The organism is Streptomyces griseorubiginosus (assembly GCF_001514195.1).
GTDB classification, from domain to species: Bacteria; Actinomycetota; Actinomycetes; order Streptomycetales; family Streptomycetaceae; genus Streptomyces; species Streptomyces griseorubiginosus.
The window spans coordinates 465,714-484,215 of sequence record NZ_KQ948737.1 but is presented as its reverse complement, the minus strand read 5'-3'; the positions used below and the strand labels follow the sequence as shown (position 1 = coordinate 484,215).

20 protein-coding genes are annotated in these 18,502 nt (G+C 70.4%); 14 read left to right on the top strand and 6 right to left on the bottom strand.

Annotated features, from left to right (window positions below; translation table 11 throughout):
* The first annotated feature begins 74 nt into the window (after positions 1-74).
* The 3 genes from AQJ54_RS20565 to AQJ54_RS20555 are packed head-to-tail and all read left to right on the top strand — an operon-like array spanning position 75 to position 2,550.
* The gene (locus tag AQJ54_RS20565) at positions 75-1,265 is read left to right on the top strand and encodes a cytochrome P450 (RefSeq protein WP_062239423.1); all 1,191 of its coding nucleotides are present in this window, start codon (positions 75-77) and stop codon (positions 1,263-1,265) included.
* Positions 1,266-1,267: 2 nt separating this feature from the next.
* A complete protein-coding gene (locus AQJ54_RS20560) occupies positions 1,268-1,453 on the top strand; it encodes a ferredoxin (protein ID WP_062020798.1) in 186 nt (61 codons plus the stop codon).
* Positions 1,450-2,550, top strand: a complete 1,101-nt coding sequence (locus tag AQJ54_RS20555; RefSeq protein WP_062239421.1) for an NAD(P)/FAD-dependent oxidoreductase — start codon at positions 1,450-1,452, stop codon at positions 2,548-2,550. Before AQJ54_RS20560 ends, AQJ54_RS20555 begins: the two co-directional genes overlap by 4 nt.
* Before the next feature lie 119 nt (positions 2,551-2,669).
* Here AQJ54_RS20555 and AQJ54_RS20550 read toward each other — a convergent pair whose 3' ends face one another.
* Together AQJ54_RS20550 and AQJ54_RS20545 are read right to left on the bottom strand one after the other, a co-directional pair.
* Positions 2,670-3,953: an MFS transporter gene (locus AQJ54_RS20550; RefSeq protein ID WP_062019888.1), complete on the bottom strand. Its 1,284-nt coding sequence runs from the start codon at positions 3,951-3,953 to the stop codon at positions 2,670-2,672.
* Positions 3,954-4,267: 314 nt separating this feature from the next.
* Positions 4,268-5,221: a LysR family transcriptional regulator gene (locus tag AQJ54_RS20545; RefSeq protein WP_062019886.1), complete on the bottom strand. Its 954-nt coding sequence runs from the start codon at positions 5,219-5,221 to the stop codon at positions 4,268-4,270.
* A gap of 221 nt (positions 5,222-5,442) precedes the next feature.
* On the opposite strand from AQJ54_RS20545, the gene AQJ54_RS20540 reads away from it, so the two are divergent.
* The 9 genes from AQJ54_RS20540 to AQJ54_RS20500 are packed head-to-tail and all read left to right on the top strand — an operon-like array spanning position 5,443 to position 13,494.
* The gene (locus AQJ54_RS20540) at positions 5,443-6,930 is read left to right on the top strand and encodes a carotenoid oxygenase family protein (protein ID WP_248844819.1); all 1,488 of its coding nucleotides are present in this window, start codon (positions 5,443-5,445) and stop codon (positions 6,928-6,930) included.
* Between the two features lie 7 nt (positions 6,931-6,937).
* Positions 6,938-7,591, top strand: a complete 654-nt coding sequence (locus AQJ54_RS20535) for an MBL fold metallo-hydrolase (protein ID WP_062239417.1) — start codon at positions 6,938-6,940, stop codon at positions 7,589-7,591.
* Positions 7,591-8,373 carry an SDR family NAD(P)-dependent oxidoreductase gene (locus AQJ54_RS20530; RefSeq protein WP_062239415.1) on the top strand — a complete coding sequence of 261 codons (783 nt, stop codon included), beginning with the start codon at positions 7,591-7,593 and terminating at the stop codon, positions 8,371-8,373. The genes AQJ54_RS20535 and AQJ54_RS20530 overlap by 1 nt, the downstream gene beginning before the upstream one ends.
* A 30-nt stretch (positions 8,374-8,403) precedes the next feature.
* Positions 8,404-9,012: a carboxymuconolactone decarboxylase family protein gene (locus AQJ54_RS20525; protein ID WP_062239413.1), complete on the top strand. Its 609-nt coding sequence runs from the start codon at positions 8,404-8,406 to the stop codon at positions 9,010-9,012.
* Positions 9,009-9,881, top strand: coding sequence for a fumarylacetoacetate hydrolase family protein (locus AQJ54_RS20520; protein WP_062239410.1), 873 nt, complete (start codon positions 9,009-9,011; stop codon positions 9,879-9,881). Before AQJ54_RS20525 ends, AQJ54_RS20520 begins: the two co-directional genes overlap by 4 nt.
* Positions 9,878-10,726 carry a fumarylacetoacetate hydrolase family protein gene (locus tag AQJ54_RS20515; protein ID WP_062239407.1) on the top strand — a complete coding sequence of 283 codons (849 nt, stop codon included), beginning with the start codon at positions 9,878-9,880 and terminating at the stop codon, positions 10,724-10,726. The genes AQJ54_RS20520 and AQJ54_RS20515 overlap by 4 nt, the downstream gene beginning before the upstream one ends.
* A 26-nt stretch (positions 10,727-10,752) precedes the next feature.
* Entirely contained in the window at positions 10,753-11,538 is a 786-nt protein-coding gene (locus AQJ54_RS20510; protein WP_062239404.1) for an SDR family NAD(P)-dependent oxidoreductase, read from the top strand.
* A gap of 45 nt (positions 11,539-11,583) precedes the next feature.
* Entirely contained in the window at positions 11,584-13,044 is a 1,461-nt protein-coding gene (locus tag AQJ54_RS20505) for an aldehyde dehydrogenase family protein (protein WP_062239401.1), read from the top strand.
* Between the two features lie 54 nt (positions 13,045-13,098).
* Complete coding sequence (locus tag AQJ54_RS20500; protein ID WP_062239398.1) at positions 13,099-13,494, top strand: SRPBCC family protein; 396 nt, start codon at positions 13,099-13,101, stop codon at positions 13,492-13,494.
* A 19-nt stretch (positions 13,495-13,513) separates the two neighbouring features.
* On the opposite strand, the gene AQJ54_RS20495 is transcribed toward AQJ54_RS20500, so the two are convergent.
* The 3 genes from AQJ54_RS20495 to AQJ54_RS20490 all read right to left on the bottom strand — a co-directional run bounded on the left by AQJ54_RS20495 (position 13,514) and on the right by AQJ54_RS20490 (position 15,703).
* On the bottom strand, positions 13,514-14,164 hold the full coding sequence (locus AQJ54_RS20495) for a TetR/AcrR family transcriptional regulator (RefSeq protein WP_062019868.1): 651 nt from the start codon (positions 14,162-14,164) through the stop codon (positions 13,514-13,516).
* A gap of 168 nt (positions 14,165-14,332) precedes the next feature.
* A complete protein-coding gene (locus AQJ54_RS45710; RefSeq protein ID WP_159055541.1) occupies positions 14,333-14,470 on the bottom strand; it encodes a hypothetical protein in 138 nt (45 codons plus the stop codon).
* A gap of 45 nt (positions 14,471-14,515) precedes the next feature.
* Positions 14,516-15,703, bottom strand: coding sequence for a CaiB/BaiF CoA transferase family protein (locus tag AQJ54_RS20490; RefSeq protein ID WP_062239395.1), 1,188 nt, complete (start codon positions 15,701-15,703; stop codon positions 14,516-14,518).
* Positions 15,704-16,575: 872 nt separating this feature from the next.
* Here AQJ54_RS20490 and AQJ54_RS20480 point away from each other — a divergent pair.
* Positions 16,576-17,118, top strand: coding sequence for a DinB family protein (locus AQJ54_RS20480; protein WP_062239389.1), 543 nt, complete (start codon positions 16,576-16,578; stop codon positions 17,116-17,118).
* A 9-nt stretch (positions 17,119-17,127) separates the two neighbouring features.
* Here the strand turns inward: AQJ54_RS20480 and AQJ54_RS20475 are convergent, their stop codons facing one another.
* Positions 17,128-17,559 (bottom strand): tautomerase family protein, encoded by a 432-nt coding sequence (locus AQJ54_RS20475; protein WP_062239386.1) that lies wholly within the window; start codon positions 17,557-17,559, stop codon positions 17,128-17,130.
* A gap of 452 nt (positions 17,560-18,011) precedes the next feature.
* Here AQJ54_RS20475 and AQJ54_RS20470 point away from each other — a divergent pair, with 452 nt between their 5' ends.
* Positions 18,012-18,500, top strand: coding sequence for a GNAT family N-acetyltransferase (locus tag AQJ54_RS20470; RefSeq protein WP_062239383.1), 489 nt, complete (start codon positions 18,012-18,014; stop codon positions 18,498-18,500).
* Positions 18,501-18,502: the final 2 nt, after the last annotated feature.

Here is an 18,502-nt window from a genome sequence, read left to right as displayed (position 1 = left end):
TCCGGACCGAAGACCCCCCGCCGGCACGAAGACCGTCGTCGGCACGCTGACCAGACAGCGGACAGGAACCAGGAATGCTCTCCACCACCACACCCGTCTCCGACGTGGACATCTTCGACGACGAGGTGCTCAACAACCCGTACCCCGTCTACGAAGAGCTGCGCGAACTCGGGCCCGCCGTCCACCTGTCCCGCCACAACTGCTGGGTGCTGCCCCGGTACGCGCAGGTGCGCGCGGCGTCCGGCGACCACGAACGGTTCTCCTCGGTCGACAGCGTCGGCCTCGACCCGGCCCTGAACGAGCGGCGCCGCGGCGGGGTCCTCGCGTCGGACCCACCCGAACACGACGTGCTGCGCGGTGTCCTGTCGGAGAGCCTGGCACCGCGCGCCCTCGCCGGACTGCGGGCGGACATCGGACGCCGGGCCGAGGAGCTCGTCGCCCCGCTCGTGGAGCGAGGGACCTTCGACGTGGTCCGGGACCTGGCCCGGGTGTTCCCCGTGAGCGTCGTCGCCGACCTGATCGGAATGCCCCTGGCGGCACGGGAGCAGGTCCTGCGGTTCGCCGACGCCTTCTTCAACACCTTCGGCCCGCTCAACGAGCGCACCAGACGGTCCCTGCCGGTCGCCGAGACGCTGTTCGACGAACTCGCCGCCCTGATGAGCCGGGACAACCTCGAACCGGGCGGCTGGGGCGAGGCCGTCCACCGCGCCGCCGACCGGGGTGTGATCGGCGAGCATCAGGTCGTACCGCTGCTGCGGGCCTACCTCGTGGCGAGCATGGACACCACCATCAACGCGATCGGCAGCGGTCTGTGGCTGCTCGCGCAGAGACCCGAGGCATGGCGGGCGCTGCGGGAGGACCGCGGTCTCGTGCCCCCGGTGTTCGAGGAGATCCTGCGCTGTGAATCGCCCGTGCAGGTCTTCTTCCGCAGAACGACATGCCCCGTGAGGTACGAGGACGTGGTGATCCCGGAGCAGGCACAGGTAGGTCTGCTGTTCGGCTCGGCGAACCGGGATCCCCGCGAGTGGACCGATCCCGACCGCTTCCAGGTCGACCGCGCGCCGACGGGCCACGTCGGCTTCGGATACGGCGTCCACGGCTGCGCGGGCCAGGGCCTGGCCCGCATCGAGGCGCAGGCGGTCCTCTCCGCCCTGCTCGACCGCGTCGAGCGCATCGAACTCGCCGGCCCGCCGCGCCGGCACCTGAACAACGTGATCCGCGGGCTGGACAGCCTGCCGGTCACCGTGACCACCGGAAAGGTGTGACCGTGAGCATCGAACTCATTCCCGGCCGCTGCGAGGGACACGGTGTGTGCGAGGCCATCGCACCGGAGGTGTTCCAGGTCGACGACGACGGGATGGTGCACCTGCTCCCCGGCGGCGACCACGAGGACGCGACGGCCCTCGCGGCGGCGCGTTCCTGCCCGGTCGCGGCCCTGCGGGCCACGTCGTGAGGCGCGTCGTCGTCGTGGGCGGCTCGATCGCGGCGGTCACCGCCGCGAGCTGGCTGCGCGTACGGGGCTTCGACGGGACGATCACCCTCCTGAGCGCCGAGAAGGAACAGCCCTACACCCGCGTCCCCCTGTCCAAGACCGTGCTGTCGGGCGAGGCGACGGACGCGTCCACCGCGCTTCCGCCCCTTGACGACAGCGTTGTCGTGCGGCTCGGGACCCGGGCCGTCTCTCTGGACACCACGGCACGCCGGGTGAACGTCGACAACGGCGACCCGGTGCCCTACGACGGCCTCGTGATCGCCACCGGAGGGCGGGCCCGGCGGCTGAGCCCTCCGGGCATGTCGGGAGAACGGGTGCTGCGCACGCTCGCCGACTGCGTGGCCCTTCGCGAGGACCTGACCCGCGCCCGCACCGTTCTGGTCGTCGGAGCGGGGCTGCTGGGCATGGAGATCGCATCGACGTGCCGCACCCTCGGCCTGGAGGTCACGGTGGTCGACCGTGAACCGCCGCTGCGCCGGGTGCTCGGACCGGTGCTCGCCGAGGTGGTCACGGATGCCGCGCGTAAGCACGGAGTGTCGCTCCGGACGGTTCCCGGGGGCGTCCGCCTGGTCGGATCCCGCACGCTGGAGGGCGTCGACGCCGACGGCGAGCTGCTCACGGCCGACGTCGTCGTGTCGGCCGTCGGGGACGTACCCGCCGTCGACTGGCTCACCGGTTCCGGCCTGTGCCTCGACCGCGGTGTGGTCACCGACTCCCGCGGCCGCGTCGCGGACCACATCGTCGCGGCGGGGGACGCGGCGGTCGTACGGGGATCAGGTCGCCGGCCGCACTGGACCAACGCGGTGGAGCAGGCACGGGTCGCGGCGGACGCACTGCTCGGGGAGGACACGAGCGGGGCGTCGCTCCCCTCGTACTTCTGGACCAACCAGTTCGGCGTCGAGGTGAAAGTCGCCGGGGAACCGGCCGGACTCGGTGAACCGGATCAGGCCGAGGCCGCTGCCGGCTCGATGCTCCTGCGCTGGTCGGGCGGCGCGGCGGCGACCGTGAACCACACGATGCCGGTCAGGAAGCTCCGGCAGCTCGCCTCCGCCCCGTAACCGGCCCGCAGTGCAGGGCGGTTCGGGTCGGAGCCGTCGTGAAGAGCAGTGAACAGCAGTGAACACCAGGTCGGTATCGTCGGCGTGAGGCGCCCGCGATACCGACCTGGACGTGCTGGTCAGCCGGCCGGCTGCCGTATCGGCTCCGCGACGGCCACCGTCCGACGCCGGGCGGCGAGGCCGAGGGCGACCGTGGCGACGGCCGCGGAGAGGGCGAGCACGCCCATGGCGTTCGCCAGAGTGCCGACCGCCGATGTGAGGGCGAGGGCCACCAGCGGGCACAGGAACTGGCCGAGGAAGAAGGACCCCGTCCACAGCCCCGTGCCACGGCCGCGGTCGGCGAAGTCGAGCTTGGACATGGCGAGGGTGAGCAGGCTGGGCAGCATGATGCCGCCACCGAGGCAGGTGATGACGGCGCCGAGGGTGGCCAGTACGGGGTCGGGGGCGAGCCAGACCACGGTGAAGCCGAGGGTGCACAGGCCGAAGGCGGCGGGCAGCCAGGCCTGCGGGCTGCGGCCGGTCCTCGCGAAGGTGGCCGAACCGACCACGATCGCGGCACTGGTGACGGCGGTGGCCAGTCCGATCACGCCGGAGTTGCTCACGCCCATGTCGTCCAGGAGGAACGCCAACTCCACCTGGAGGGTGTAGAAGAGGACGGCGCCGAAGACGGTCAGCGCGCACGTGCCGGCCAGCGGACGCCAGGGGAAGGGCCGCTTGGCCATGGGTGCCGTGGCGGCGGGGGAGAGCTCCGCGGTGAGGCCGCCCGGTCGGGGCCGGGGCAGGAACGCGGCCATGGCGGGGGCGAGCAGCAGGCTCACGGCGTAGGCCCAGAACGGCATGCGCCAGCCCGCCGATCCGGCCGCCCCGCCCACGGCGAAGAAGACCGTCGCGGAGATCGCTGCGCACATCGTCTGCATCGCCAGGTAGCGGTCGCGTTGGCGGCCGGAGTAGTAGTCGCCGAGCAGTGTGGTGGAGCAGGTCATGATGGCGGCTTCGGTGACGCCGACCAGGGCGCGGCTGGCGACGATGGCGACGAGGGAGTCCAGCCACAGGGGAGCGGTGCCGAGGAGCGCGTACACCACGGTCGCGACGACGAGCAGACGCTTGCGGCCGAGCCGGTCCACGAGGACGCCGGCGAAGGGGGCGAGCAGCGCCAGCGACAGGGCGGGGACGGTCAGCGCCATGGGGACGAGCACGTCGGCGCCGGGAACGTCGTCGAAGTGGTCCTGCATCTGCGGCAGGACGGGCGCGATGAGCACGGCGCCCAGGATGGGCAGACAGGCACCCGCCATCAGCAGCGTGAGACGAAGCCGGTGTCCGGGGCCGGACACGATCTGCTCGGCAGGGGCGTCCGCGTCCGCCGTGGACGGCGGAGACGGGAGCGGGGGCACGGGTGCAGGCATGCGAGATCTCCACGGGGCGTGTCGGGAGGGAAGGGGATGGTCCGGCGGCCGTGCGGGCCGGGCCGCCGGACACCCGTGAACAGGCTCGCGACGGCGGTACCGATGACAGCCCGCTGTCATGGTGGGACGGCTCGCCGCGACGCCCGGCGCGGTCCCGACAGCGGCCAGGCCCTGCGGTCCGCACGTCGGGCTGACATGACTATCGGGCACCGAGGAGGGTCTGCCTAGCCCTCGTCCGATCGAGATCGGTCATGCGGATCATCAAGGCTCTGGATGCCAGGGGCGCGGAAACGAGCTGCGCCGCCGGCGGCCCGCTACCGCTCGCCGGACCCGGTCGGAGCCGGCTCCTCCTCCAACTCGGGTGCTCCCGGCCCGGGCAGGCGGGTGAGCGCGAGACGCAGGAACGCCTGCGCGGCGGGAGACGCCGGAGCGGGATCGCGGTGGACCAGGGCCAGGGGCTGGAGCGCCTGTGGATCGTCGAGCCGCAGCACGCAGTCGGCGTGATCGGCCGGGACGATCGCGTCCGCCGCCGGACGGGGTACGACGGTCACCCCGATGTCCTCGAACGCCAGCGAGACGAGGTCGCCCGCGCTGCGCAGCGCGCAGACACCTCGGCGACGGGCCCGCGCCCGGTCGAACGCGGCATCCACCTGCGCGCGCAGGCCCGTGTCGGGAACACACTCGAGGAAGCGCTCGTCGGCCAGCTCGGCCAGGCCGATGACGCCGGCCCCCCGCAGCCGGTGCCGACGGCCCACGACGGCCACCAGCGGCACCACGCTCAGCAGGTGGTAGGCGATGCCCGGGGGCAACTGGTGCTCGTGCACGGCGACGACGGCGACCTCCAGTTCACCGGTGAGGAGCTGGGAGGTGGCGCGCACGCCGTCGGAGTCGAAGAGCGTGACCTCGACCGCGGGATAGACCTCCTGGAACTCCCGCAGCAGACCGAGCTGGTCGATGTTCCCCGCCGTGAGCGTCACCGAACCGATCCGCAGCCGCCCCCGCACGGGCCCGTCGAGCGAGGAGATCTCGGCGTGCATCTCCTGGACCGCCCTCAGCACCCGTCGCGCGCAGGCGACGTAGACCTGCCCGGCCTGGGTCACGCGGACGCTGCGACTGGTCCGCTCGAAGAGCAGTGCCCCGACCTCCCGCTCCAGCTGGGTGATCTGGTGGCTGAGCCCGGACTGCCCGATGCGGCAGCGTGCGGCGGCCCGGGTGAAGTTGAGCTCGTCGGCGATGGCCACCGCGTACTCCATCTGCCGCAGATCCATCGCATTCTCCGATCATTTCGTGCGTGTTTCAGTGTTGGACGCCGCAGGTGGCGCGTGGTCATGATGGCCAACACGAGGGCGTGGAATCGCTTTCAGCGGATTTCCTGATGCGGTCACCCAGGGAATCGATCACATTCTTCGCTTGATCCGACCTTGCCACAGGGGAGAGAGCCATGGCCACTGCAACGACGCAGTCCGACGGAACACCGGGAAAGGAGCCCGTGAGCACCCAGCCGCCTCCGGACACCATGCAGTTCCCGGACACGCGGCACTTCCAGGGGTTCTTCGCCCCCTCGCGGATCGAGGCGGACGTCTACGATCTGGAGGTCGAGGGCCGTATACCCCCCGAGCTGAACGGCGCGTTCTACCGCGCCGCCGCGGACACCCAGTACCCGCCGCGGTTCGCGAACGACGTGTACATCAACGGCGACGGCATGATCCACATGGTGCGGTTCGACAACGGCCACGCGGATCTGAAGACGCGCTACGTCCGCACCCAGCGCTTCCAGCTCGAACGCCAGGCGCGCAAGGCCCTGTTCGGCGCCTACCGCAATCCCTACACGGACGACCCCTCCGTCGCCGGCATCGACGACAGCAACGCCAACACCGCGATCATCTGGCACGCGGGCAAGCTGCTCGCGCTCAAGGAGGCCGCCCTCCCCTACGAGCTGGACCCGTTCACGCTGGAGACGAAGGGCATCTACGACTTCTCCGGCCAGATCCCGGGCCGCACCTTCACCGTGCACCCCAAGCACGATCCGCGCACCGGCCAGCTGATGGCCTTCGCCTACAACGCGAGCGGGCTGCCGGACAAGCAGATCCACATCCACGAGATCGCCGCGGACGGCAAGGTCACCCGGACCCAGACCTTCGAGGTGCCGTACTCGTCGATGGTGCACGACTGGCTGGTCACCCGGGACCACCTGGTCTTCACGATCTCGCCCATGGTCGCCGACCCGGAGCAGCTGAGGACGGAGGAGCAGTATTTCGTCTGGGATCCGAACCGGGAGACCTACGTCGCGATCATTCCGCGCGAGGAGGGCGTGAGCGGCATCAAGTGGTTCCGCAGCGAGCGGCTTCTGGAGACCCACACCCTGAACGCCTGGACGGACGGCGACACCCTCGTCGGCGACCACTTCACCACCAAGTCCGGCTGGTTCTCCCAGTTCCCGAAGACGACCGCGGGCTACCTGCCCGAACAGCCGCCGTTCCTGCACCGCTGGACCTTCGACCTCACCCAGGGCGCCGCCCACTGGGACGACGCCACCGACACCTACCGCAGCGAGAAGCTCCTGTCCTCGCCCGGTGACATGCCCCGGGTCGACCCCCGTGTGCTGATGGAGAAGAACCGGCACTCCTGGGTCGGCGGCATGCATCCCGATGTGCCGATGGCCCCGATCGGCCCCATGGGTCCGCCGTTCAACTCCCTCATCCACCGCGACGACAGCACGGGTGCGACGGCCATCTGGACCGCCGGCGAGCACTCCGCGCCCGAGGAGCCGGTGTTCGTGCCGAAGTCCGCGGACGCGGCCGAGGGCGAGGGGTATCTGCTGGCCCTGGTCGGCCGCCGTGACCAGATGCGGCACGACCTGGTCGTCCTCGACGCCCTCGACATCGCCGCGGGACCGATCGCCACCGTGAAGATCCCGTTCCGCCTCCGGTACGGCTTCCACGGCACCTGGGTGCCCGCCGACGAACTGGGAAAGTGAGCACGGCATGCGACTCACCAGGTGCGGCCACGCCTGCGTCCGGCTGGAGCAGGACGGTGTGGTCGTGGTCGTCGACCCCGGCAGTTACTCCGACTCGCACGCCCTCGACGGCGCCCATGCCGTGCTCGTGACCCACGAGCACGTGGACCACTTCGCCGAGCCGCTCCTGCGCGCGGCGGCCGAAGCCGACCCGGGCCTGCGGATCTGGGCCAACCGGTCCGTGGCCGGCCGGCTCGCGGGTCTCGGGAGCGGCCGGGTCACCGTGGTCGGCGACGGGGACACCTTCGCCGTCGAAGGCGTCGGCGTCGAGGTGCACGGAGAACTGCACGCCGTGGTCCATCCCGACCTGCCGCAGGTCACCAACGTCGGCTTCCTCGTGGGCGACGGCGACGCCACCGTCTTCCACCCCGGCGACGCCTTCACCGTGCCCGCCCGTCCCGTGGACACCCTCCTGCTGCCCGTGCACGGCCCGTGGTCCAAGACGGGCGAAGTCATCGACTACGCCCGCGAGGTCAAGGCCCGCAGGGCCGTGTCGATCCACGACGGCGGTCTCAGCGAGAGCGGGAACGGGCTGGCGGACCACATGCTCCAGGACTGCCTCCAGGACATCGGGACCGACTACCGGCGCGTGGCTCCCGCGGCCGGATTCGAGCCGGTGTGATGGCCGCCCCGACACCGAGTCCACCGCTCGGCTGGCTGGGCCTCGAAGGGCGTGGCGCGCTCGTCATGGGAGCCGGCGGACTGGGCACCGCCTGCGTCCGGGGCCTCGCGGAGGCCGGGGTCCGGGTGATGGTCGTCGACGCTGACGAGGCCCGCCTCAAGGCCCTGCGCGACGATCCGGTCTGCGCGACCGCGGTCGTACGGACCCTCTCCATGGACCTGACCTCGTCCGAGGCGTGCGAGCGGGCGGTCGCCACGGCGGCCGACGAGTTCGGCGGCCTGGACGTGCTGGTGCACGCCGTGGGCACGAACGACCGGCGTCCCGTGGTCGACACACCCGACGAGGTGTGGGACCGCATCCTGACCCTGAACCTGTCCACCGCGTTCTGGACGGGACGCGCCGCGGGCCGGCTGATGCGCGAGTCCGGACACGGCAGCATGGTGTTCTTCTCCTCCGTCTCCTCCCTGCTCGCCCACCGCCATCACGGCCCGTACGCCGCCTCGAAGGGCGGACTGGACCAGCTGGTGAAGGTCATGGCGCGGGAATGGGCCTCGGACGGCGTCACGGTGAACGCCGTCGCCCCGGGCTACACGGAGACCGAACTGACCCGCGCCTACCTGGCCAAGCCCGGTATGCGGGAGGAGATGACCGCCCTGGTCCCCGCCGGACGCCTGGGGCAGCCGCAGGACGTGGTCGGAGCCGTGCTGTTCCTGGCCTCCGCGCGCGCCTCGTACATCACCGGGCAAGTGCTCTACGTCGACGGCGGCCGCACGCTCGTCTGAAGCCCTCTCGACCACCTGAAGGGAGTGCGGATGCCCGCACGCATCGCCGGCCGCCTGCCCGGAGAACTGGACGAGCAGCAGGCGGAGGTGTACCGCGCCATCACGGGCGGTCCCCGGGCCGCAGGACCACAGGCGTTCCCGCTGACCGACGAGAAGGGCCGACTGCACGGCCCCTTCAACGCCATGCTGCTCAGCCCGCCGGTCGGCATGGCCGTACAGGAGGTGGGGGCGGCGGTGCGTTACGCGTCGCTCCTGACCGACCGGGTCCGCGAGATGGCGATCCTGGTCGTCGCCGCCCACTGGAACAGCACCTTCGAGCGAGAGGCCCACGAGGCGGTCGGCCGCTCCTGCGGCCTCACCGACGCCGAGCTCAACGCACTGCGCGCAGGCGAACTGCCGGCCCTCTCGGACCATGCCGAGCGCGCCGCGATCCGCGCGGCGCTCGCGCTGACCCGAACCGGTGTCCTCGACGACCGGGAGTACTACCACGCCGTGGCCGAGTGGGGAGAACGCGGACTGTTCGAACTCACGGCGCTGGTCGGCTACTACGCCCTGCTCGCCCTCCAGTTGCGGGTCTTCGCGGGAGAAGCACCCGCAGACCCCTGCGCCCCACCCCAGACCGAAAGCGGTACATCATGAAGCTGGTCACGTTCGACGACGGACGCGTAGGAAGGCTCGAACTCGAAGAGCGGCTGGTGCTTCCCCTGGAAGCGGCCAGTACGCGGGAGTACTTCGAGCGTGACGGCCGGGTGCCGGAGACGGGGGAGCGCCTGGACCTGGACGACGTGACGCTGCGCGCGCCGATCGTGCCGAAGAAGTTCTTCCACACCTCCGGCAACTTCCGTGAGCACGAGGACGAGTCGAAGAACGTCGACTGGTCGCACCCCATGCACAAGGGCATCGTCTTCTTCCAGAACGTCGACGCGATCGTCGGCCCCGACGAACCGGTGATCCACCCGGAGCACCTGACGAGCGAACTCGACTACGAGCTGGAGATCGCCGTCGTCATCGGTAAGCCAGGCAAGTTCTTCGGCGTGGACGACGCACCCGACCACATCGCCGGGTACGTCGTCTTCAACGACATCACCGCGCGCGACATCCAGCGCCGCGAAATGGAGTCCGGCGTCTTCTCCTTCTGCAAGGCCATCGACACCTTCTGCCCCGTCGGCCCGTACATCGTGACCGCCGACGAGATCCCCGACGCGCAGAACCTCGACATGGAGCTGCGAGTCAACGGCGTGGTGCGGCAGAAGTCGAACACCAACCGCATGTCGGTGTCCATCCCGCACCTGGTCGCCTACCACTCCCCGCAGGGCTACAGCGCGGGCGACCTGATCACCACCGGCACCGTGCAGGGCGTGGCCGGCTTCAGCGGCGATCCCGACCTGTACCTCAAGCCCGGTGACGTCGTCGAGGCCGAGGTCGAACGCCTCGGAGTGCTGCGCAACCCCATCGTCAGCTGGCAGCAGGGCCACGGCACGCCCGTACCGAAGAAGGTGGACTGGTGAGACTCGGCGTCATCGACGGGCGGGCCGTCGTGGTCCGCGGCGACCGGGCCGCGGACGTCCGATGGGCCTCGAAGGGTCGGCTGCCCGTCGACCCGATGCTCCTGCTGGCGAACTGGGCCCGACTCCGCGAGTGGGCGGCCGGACTGCCCGACGGTGCCTACGACATCCCCGTCGACCCCACCGCGCTCGGCGCCCCGGTACCGCGCCCACGGCAGGTGTTCGCCATCGCCCTCAACTACCCGCCGCACGCGGCCGAAGCCGGCTTCACCCCGCCCGACGAACCCCTCGTGTTCACCAAGTTCCCGGCCTGCGTCACCGGCCCGCACACCACCGTCGCCCTCCCGCACGGCAAGGTGGACTGGGAGGTCGAACTCGTCGCCGTCATCGGGCAGGACACCTACCGGGTGAGCGAGGACCGGGCCTGGGAGGCGGTCGCCGGTCTGACCGTCGGCCAGGACCTCTCCGAACGTGTCACCCAACTCCGGGGAAAACCAGCGCAGTTCAGCCTCGGCAAGTCCTTCCCCGGCTTCGGTCCCACCGGCCCGGTCGTGGTCACCCCGGACGAGTTCGACGACCCCGACGACCTGGAGATCACCGGACTGCTCAACGGCGAGGCCGTCCAGCACGACCGCACCAAGTCCATGATCTTCCCGGTGCCGGAACTCGTCGCCCGCCTCTCGTCGGTCGTGCCGCTCTTCCCGGGCGACCTCATCTTCACCGGAACCCCGGCCGGAGTCGGCAACCGGATGAACCCGCCCCGCTACCTCACCGCGGACGACGAACTCGTCAGCCGCATCGAGGGCATCGGCGAGATCCGCCAGCGCTTCACGGCCGTACACCCCTGAGCCGTACACCCCTGAAGGGACCTCCCATGGCAGAACAGAGCATTCCCCGCCGCTTCGAAGGCCGCTCGGTCCTGGTCACCGGTGCCGGCACCGGCTACGGCGCCGAGATCGCCGTCCGCGCCGCACAGGAGGGCGCCCGGGTCGCCGTCCACTACCGCAGCTCCGCCGCCGGAGCCGAGAAGACGGCCGCCCGCATCAGGGAGGTCGGCGGCGAGGCCTTCACGGTGCGGGCCGACATCGCCGTCCACGCCGATGTCGTGCGCATGGCCGCGGAGGTGTTCGACCGTTTCGGCGGCCTGGACGTGCTGGTCAACAACGTCGGTGACGTGGCGGGCGACCAGATGTCCTGGCGGGACGTGACCGAGGAGTCCATCGACCACGTCCTCGCCGTGGACATCAAGGGAACGATGCTGTGCGTCCACGAGTTCGGCTCCCGGATGCTGCAGCAGGGCCACGGCGCGATCGTCAACATCGGCTCCACCGTGATCGTGCGCGGCAGCGCCCGCGCCCCGCAGTACGCCGCCGCGAAGTACGGCATCCTCGGCATCACCAAGTCCTACGCCCAGGCGTTCGCCCCCACCGTGCGGGTCAACACCTTCGCCCCCGGCTTCATCGAGACCGAGATGCTCCTCAGCCGCGCGGACTGGAAGGCCGGCCGCCGCGAGGACATGATCGCCAAGACCCCGATGGGCCGCATCCCGGGTCCCGCCGAACTCGCGGGCACCGCCCTCTTCCTCGCCACTGACGACGCCGCCCACATGACCGGCGCCTACCTCAACGCCGACGGCGGCTTCAACATGATCGGCGCCTGAACCGGCTGACGCGTACCCACCCGAGCACCACAAGGAGACGACCTCGTGCCACCTGACCGTGACCTTCTCATCGGCGGCAAGGAGACCCCGGCCGTCTCCGGGCGGACCACCGCCGACATCGGTCCCTGGACCGGTAAGCCCTACGCCAGGGTCGCCGCAGCCGGACCCGAGGACGTACGAGCCGCGGTGTCCGCGGCGGACGCCGCCTTGGCCGAGTGGGCGGCACTGGAGCCCTTCGCCCGGCGGACCGTCTTCCTGCGCGCGGCGGACCTCATGGAGGAACGCGCGGAGCAGGTCGTGGAGTTGATGGCCGGAGAGGTGGGCGGGACCCGCGGCTGGGCCCTGTTCAACGTCGAGGTGGCCGCCGGCATCCTGCGCGAGGCCGCCGCCGCGATCACCGCCCCGCGCGGGGACGTGCTCACCACCCGGGAGCCGGGCGGACTCAGCCTCGCCGTCCGGGAACCCCTCGGTGTCGTGGCGGCGTTCGCGCCGTGGAACGCGCCGGTCATCCTCGGCACCCGAGCGGTGGCGGCCCCGCTCGCGGTGGGCAACACCGTCGTGGTCAAGGCGAGCGAGGACGCCCCGATCGCCTGCGGCCTGTTCGTCGCCGACGTGCTGCGCGACGCGGGCCTGCCCGACGGCGTCCTCAACGTCATCACCAACGACAAGGCGGACGCGGCGGTCATCGCGCGGGAGCTGATCGCCGATTCGAGGGTGCGTGCCGTCAACTTCACCGGCTCCACCGGCGTCGGACGCATCATCGGCACCCTCGCCGCCGAGCACCTCAAGCCGGCCGTGCTCGAACTCGGCGGCAAGAACTCCGTGATCGTGCTGGAGGACGCCGACCTCGACCACGCCGTGAACGCCGCCGTGTTCGCCGCGTTCATGAACTCCGGCCAGATCTGCATGTGCGCCGACCGCATCCTGGTGCACACCTCACTGGTCGACGAGTTCACCCGGCGCTTCACCGCCAAGGTCGCGGGACTCCCGAGCGGCGACCCGAACCTGCCCGCCACGGTCGTCGGCCCGCTGGTCGACGAAGCCGCCGCCGGGCGGGTCGGCGCCCTGGTCGCCGACGCCGTCGGCAAGGGCGCCCGAGTCCTGGTCGGCGGCAGCGCGCCGGAGGGCGCCCTGCATCCGGCAACCGTTCTGACCGACCTGCCCGAGACCGCGGAACTCCACCACATCGAGGCCTTCGGACCCGTCGTCGCCATCAGGGCCTTCGCGGACGACGACGAGGCCGTGTCCCTGGCCAACGACACCGAACACGGCCTCAGTTGCGGCATCCTCACCGAGAACGGCACCCACGGCCTGAAGGTGGCACGCCGTGTCCGCACCGGCATCGTGCACGTGAACGACCAGTCGGTCGGGGACGAACCGCAGGCCCCCTTCGGCGGCTTCGCGGCCTCCGGCTACGGCCGCTTCGGCGGACGCTGGGGCATCGAGGCCTTCTCCAACACCCGCTGGATCACCCTCTCCACCGAGCACTCCCGCTACCCCTTCTGAACCCGCCGCGTACGGCACTCGACCGCAACCGTCCATCACCATCAGGGAGTTGCCATGGCAACGTTCCGCTTCGACACCCGAGTCGCCCAGGATCCCGACCGCGTCTGGGCCGTACTGACCGACGTCAGCCTGATTCCGCAGTGGTTCCCGGCCGTGCAGGAGGCGCACTTCGACGGGACGCACCGCCACCTGACCACATCCGACGGCACCCTGAAATCCCTCGTGGTCACCAAGGACGACGCCCTGCGCCGCTTCCAGTACCGGTTCGTGGAGGGCATGCCCCAGCCCATCGACTTCCACCTGGGCACCATCGACGTGCTTCCCGATGAGAGCGGCTCACGCGTGGTCTACAGCCAGGAGATCCTCCCGGAGGCCCTCGCGCCGATCGTCGAGCGAGCCGTGGGCGAAGGAATCGCGGGCATCGCGCGGTACTTCGCCGCACACGTGTGACGGGGCCGGTCGGTCAGTCTCAGGCGGGCTGCGCGGGGGTGGGCGCGGGGAGCGGGCGCCGGGCGACCTCGTGGGCGTCGTCCGGTGGGACACCCAGCATGCGCAGCACCATTTCGGCGAGGTTCACCGCGGCCTTGTCACCGTCCAGGTCGGGGCGGGCGAACCGCATTTCCACCAGCGACAGCAGGGTTCCGCCCAGTGCGGTGAGGGCGACCACCGGATCGACGGGGCTGAACCGGCCGGAGGCGAGGCCGGCCTCGATGTCGCGCACGGCCCGCCGGACCAGGCCGTTGTCCGAGTGGATGTGGCCGAGGCCGCGGCGCCGCAGCACCTGCATCAGCTCGGGGTGCGAGTCGGCCATGAGGGCGCTGAGCCGGAAGCCCCCCGCGACGAGTTCCGCGGGGTCCTCGATGCCCGCCAGGCGCTCGTCGAAGTTCTGGCCGAACTCCTCCATGGCGTCCACCACCGCCGCGTCGAACAGATCCGCCTTGGAGTCGAAGTGGTTGTAGAAGGAGCCGAAGCCCACGTCGGCGCGTTCCGCGATCGCCTGGATGCTGGCACTGGTGTCCCCGGTTTCGGCGAGTATCTGCCGGGCCGCGCGGACGAGAGCCCTGCGGGTCTCGGCGCGGCGCCGCTCGAAGCGGTTGGTGGACGGGGCTGACGTAGACATGCGCCGATTGTAACCGCCGGGCGATGGGGATCGCAGTCCTGATGATTGCATCAGTTCTGTCGTGAGCGCCGTCATCAGAAGGTGAGGGACTGTACACACTGCGTCACCTCGCGACAGGAGGTGCCTATGGCGTTCGGGTCGTCGGCGAACACGGCACGGGTGCGCCGATCATCTCCAGTCGGCGAATGCACGGCCCGCGGCGGCCATCGCGGACTTCAAGGTCTGCATCTGCTCGGGCGTCACCTTGCCCAGCGGGTTGAAGGCGTGGCCGTACCGGACGATCCTGCGCACCATCGCCTCGTGCATGCCGGCGCCGCCGAAGCCGACCTGCGCCTTGAGGCAAACCGTCCGTCACTGCACAGCGCTGTCGGCACGCAGTCGTCTGCGTGCCGGGTCGTCATAGCCCAGCTCCTCGAGAACGGCCTCCGTGTGCTCGCCGAGCGCCGGGACCGGGTCCATCCGTGCCGTACGTCCATGCAGGCCGATGGCCGGACGTACGGCAGTGAACGGGCCTATAGGGGACCGGACTTCGGTGAAGCGGTCGCGTGCCAGGAGCTGTGGATGGGTGCTGAGCTCCGCGACACCGCGCTGCCTGGCATGGGCGATCCGCCCTTCGGCCAGGCGCTGTTCGAGCTGCTCGCCGGTCAGACCCGAGAGGACTTCGGCGATGTGTTCCTCCAACGCGCGGCGGTTCGCGACCCGTTGGCTGCCGTTGTGGAACCGCTCGTCGGTCGCGAGTTCGGGACGATCGAGCACGGTCCGGCAGAAGGACACCCACTCGCGTTCGTTCTGCACCGCGAGGACGATCTCGGTGCCGTCACCGGCCGTGAACGTGCCGTACGGGGCGATGGCGGCATGGCTGGTCCCCGCGCGCACCGGGGGAGTGCCGCCGTACTCGGTGTAGTAGAAGGGGTATCCCATCCACTCCACCAGCGAGTCGAGGAGGTTGATCTCCACCGCGCTGCCGCGGCCGGTGCGCTCTCGTTCGTACAGCGCGGCGAGAATTCCCGAGAAGGCGTACATGCCCGCACTGATGTCGGCAGAGGGGATGCCGGTCTTGGCCGGCGCGTCCTCGCTACCGGTCACCGACAGCAGGCCCGCCTCGGCCTGGATGAGCAGGTCGTAGGCCTTCGCATCGCGGTACGGCCCACTGCTCCCGTATCCCGACACGGAACAGGTGATCAGCCGGGGGTGGCGGGCACGAAGTTCCTCGGCGCCGAGGCCGAGGCGCTCCGCCGCGCCGGGCGCGAAGTTCTGGATGAACACGTCGGCCCGGCCGATCAGGCGCTCCATCACCTCCGCGGCTTCGGGCTGCTTCAGGTCGAGGGTGATGCTCTCCTTCGACCGGTTGAGCCACACGAAGTGGCTCGACATGCCGCGGACCGTCTCGTCGTAACCGCGCGCGAAGTCCCCGGTGCCCGGCCTCTCCACCTTGATGACCCGGGCCCCGAGATCGGCGAGCTGGCGGGTCGCCAGCGGCGCGGCCACGGCCTGTTCGCAGGCGACCACGGTGATCCCGTCAAGGGGCAGCGCGTTCATCGGGCTCCGATCGCAGGGGGCTCGGAAGCGGACATGATAGGTGGGCAATGCATCATTCAGGACGTGATGCATTATCGCGCTCCGCCTGTCGGGAGGCTGGGGCGGGAGGTCGGGAGCAGGAGAGGCGCGTGCTCATGCCAATCCTCGAAGGCTGATTCTGTCCGTCAGATGCTCGGCGATCGCGGCGAACCCCAGGTGGATGTACGTCTCGGTCACCGCCGCCACGGCGTCGGTGTCGCCCGCCTCAAGTGCCGAGATGATGTCGAGGTGTCCCTGAGCGGTCGCGGCGCGAGACCCTCAGCGTGGCCCGCTGCGTGGCGTGACTCTCGGCGATTATGCGCATCAATCACGTAATGCCCTTCTCAATAACGCAATGCCCTTCACCCGCTCCAGATCGACGCCCGCCACGCGGACGCCACCGTGGGGTTCGGCCAAGACCAGGCCCTCGGCATCGAGCAGCCGCAGAGCCCCCCGCAAGGGGAGTGATGCTCGCCCCGAACCGCCGCGCGAGTCCGTTCCGCGCCATCCGCTCTCCGCGCGCCGGCTCACCGGCGAGGATCGGGCGGCGAAGCTCGTCGACGATGTGGTCCCGCTTGGTCGCCGATGGTTCTCGCGCCCACCGAGGAGCAGGTCCGCTGGGCACGGGCCGTCCTCGCGGCCGGTGCGGAGGGATCCGGCGTGGCGCATGGGGGTCAGATGATCGACCGTCCCGTCTCTCGTCCTGCCCAGGCACAGGCGCTCCTCGACCGAGCCGCGGCGCCCCTGCCGGAGCCGACGAACAGCCTCACGCGCCACCTTGAGGAACCGAGCGGAGGGACGGGCGGGACAGACTGGCCGAGCAGCCACGTCATCCTCGGAGATAGTGTGCGGACGTGACAAGAAGCGAGCGGCTCGCGGAGCAGTTGGACTGGTACTGGCACAAGAACCTGAGGCCGCGGCTGGACGGTCTCACCGACGAGGAGTACTTCTGGGAGCCGGTGCGCGACTGCTGGAGCATCCGCCCACGTGACACGTCGGCAGGAGCGAAGCCGTCAGGTCCGGGGGAGTGGACGATGGACTCCGAGTCCCCCGCCCCGGTGCCGGCGCCGGTGACCACGATTGCGTGGCGGCTCGCGCACATCACCGTCTCGTGCCTGGGCTATCGGGTCGGATGGTACTTCGGCGGCCAGGACGTCGACGCCCGGACCTTCACCTACGCGGGGACGGCCGACGAGGCGCTGAAACAGCTCGACGAGATGTACGGCAGCTGGAACGCCGGGGTCCGCGCTCTCTCGGACGCCGCCCTGGACGCTCCGCCCACGGCGGGTCCCGAACGGTTTCCCATGGAGAACAGGATCCTGCACGTCAACAGGGAGCTGATCCATCACGGCGCGGAGATCTCCCTGCTGCGCGACCTCTACCTCCGGAAGAACTGAAGCGTCACGTCACTCGGCCGCGTGCTGCTTCTGAGCAAGGGCCACGAGATCGGCGTGCCGGACGACTGAGCCTCCCGCACCCCATGTGCCGTCGGGCTGTTCGTGCACCAGTACCCAGACACGCGGCGCATCGGCCTCGGTCAGCCCGGCTGCGGACAGCACGATTCCGGTGGCCTCCGCCACGAGGCGGCTCCTGCCCTCCTCGGAGAGGACGAACTGAGGGACCGTCACGTCGACGAGGAAACGCGGGACGTCGTCCGCGGCGGTGGTCTGGGCCCCGTCCGGAAGTTCGACGAGGTAACTCCACAACTGGGCCCGGAAGAAGGCCGCGTCGGGCGCTCCCTCGCAACGCAGCAGCGCGTCGGCCAGCTCGCGCTGGACGGTCTTGCGGCCCTCCGGAGTGAGGGAACCCGCCGGGACCGTGAGCCGGATCATCGACATGACGCAATCTCCTTGTCCGCCGCAGGCTTTGGGCGTACGGCAAGATCTACTACGGCCATTGTGACCCGGGTGTTCGGCAGGGCACAGGACACGCGTGGATCGTCGGATGAGCAGCGGCGGCCGTGGTGACCGCCCGGTCGCGTGCCACGCACTGGCCCTTCGCCGTCCCGTCGCGGTTGAGCACGTCGCCCACGGCGTCGCAGTAGGCGCCGGGCCCCCGGGACTTCGCGTACGACCAGCTGGTTGAGCGGCTCGCGGAGCCGCATTTCACCAGGCTGTTCCTGATGCGCGTCTCCGAGCCGGGCCAGGTCCAGCTTGACGACTGGGAGTAGAGGCACCGGGCGTAGAGGCACCAGCCTTGGAACCGCTCGAGCGGGTAGGGCAGCCTTCTGGCTGGCAGGGTCACGGAAAATCAATAGGTGAGGCTGGTGCACCTCGGCTATAGATCTCCCATGACCTGGCAGCTCGCCCCCGAAGCGTTCGACACAGTGGACGCGACCAGCCTCCGCCGCGACTACTACGACGAAGTCGCCAGCCGATACTGGAAACGGCCCGCGACCGGCGAGGAGATCGACCAGGGCCTGGCCAACGACGGCGTGGAGTTGCTCAGACCGCCCACGGGCCAGTTCCTCGTGGGTCGCTACGACGGCGAGGCTGCTGCCTGCGGCGGACTGCTGATGCTGGACTCCGAGCGCGCCGAACTCACCCGCGTCTACCTGCGTCCCGCCTTCCGGGGCAAGAAGGGCGCCAGCCTCCTGCTGGAACTCCTGGAGAGCGAGGCCCGCCTGCTCGGCGCCGCGCGGATGGTCCTCAACACTCGGCTCGACCTGGTCGAAGCCCGCTCGCTGTACGTCCGCCACGGCTACCAGGAGATCCCGGCGTACTGCACGGGCCTGTACATCGACATCTGCTACGGCAAGGATCTCGTCCGTCGGGACTGACG

What these genes read in the sequence shown, in the direction of transcription:
- AQJ54_RS20565 (WP_062239423.1), top strand. Translation starts at nt 75, where the DNA reads ATGCTCTCCACCACCACACCCGTCTCCGACGTGGACATCTTCGACGAC.
- AQJ54_RS20550 (WP_062019888.1), bottom strand. Translation starts at nt 3,953, where the DNA reads ATGCCTGCACCCGTGCCCCCGCTCCCGTCTCCGCCGTCCACGGCGGAC.
- AQJ54_RS20545 (WP_062019886.1), bottom strand. Translation starts at nt 5,221, where the DNA reads ATGGATCTGCGGCAGATGGAGTACGCGGTGGCCATCGCCGACGAGCTC.
- AQJ54_RS20535 (WP_062239417.1), top strand. Translation starts at nt 6,938, where the DNA reads ATGCGACTCACCAGGTGCGGCCACGCCTGCGTCCGGCTGGAGCAGGAC.
- AQJ54_RS20530 (WP_062239415.1), top strand. Translation starts at nt 7,591, where the DNA reads ATGGCCGCCCCGACACCGAGTCCACCGCTCGGCTGGCTGGGCCTCGAA.
- AQJ54_RS20525 (WP_062239413.1), top strand. Translation starts at nt 8,404, where the DNA reads ATGCCCGCACGCATCGCCGGCCGCCTGCCCGGAGAACTGGACGAGCAG.
- AQJ54_RS20520 (WP_062239410.1), top strand. Translation starts at nt 9,009, where the DNA reads ATGAAGCTGGTCACGTTCGACGACGGACGCGTAGGAAGGCTCGAACTC.
- AQJ54_RS20510 (WP_062239404.1), top strand. Translation starts at nt 10,753, where the DNA reads ATGGCAGAACAGAGCATTCCCCGCCGCTTCGAAGGCCGCTCGGTCCTG.
- AQJ54_RS20500 (WP_062239398.1), top strand. Translation starts at nt 13,099, where the DNA reads ATGGCAACGTTCCGCTTCGACACCCGAGTCGCCCAGGATCCCGACCGC.
- AQJ54_RS20495 (WP_062019868.1), bottom strand. Translation starts at nt 14,164, where the DNA reads ATGTCTACGTCAGCCCCGTCCACCAACCGCTTCGAGCGGCGCCGCGCC.
- AQJ54_RS45710 (WP_159055541.1), bottom strand. Translation starts at nt 14,470, where the DNA reads ATGCACGAGGCGATGGTGCGCAGGATCGTCCGGTACGGCCACGCCTTC.
- AQJ54_RS20490 (WP_062239395.1), bottom strand. Translation starts at nt 15,703, where the DNA reads ATGAACGCGCTGCCCCTTGACGGGATCACCGTGGTCGCCTGCGAACAG.
- AQJ54_RS20475 (WP_062239386.1), bottom strand. Translation starts at nt 17,559, where the DNA reads ATGTCGATGATCCGGCTCACGGTCCCGGCGGGTTCCCTCACTCCGGAG.
- AQJ54_RS20470 (WP_062239383.1), top strand. Translation starts at nt 18,012, where the DNA reads ATGACCTGGCAGCTCGCCCCCGAAGCGTTCGACACAGTGGACGCGACC.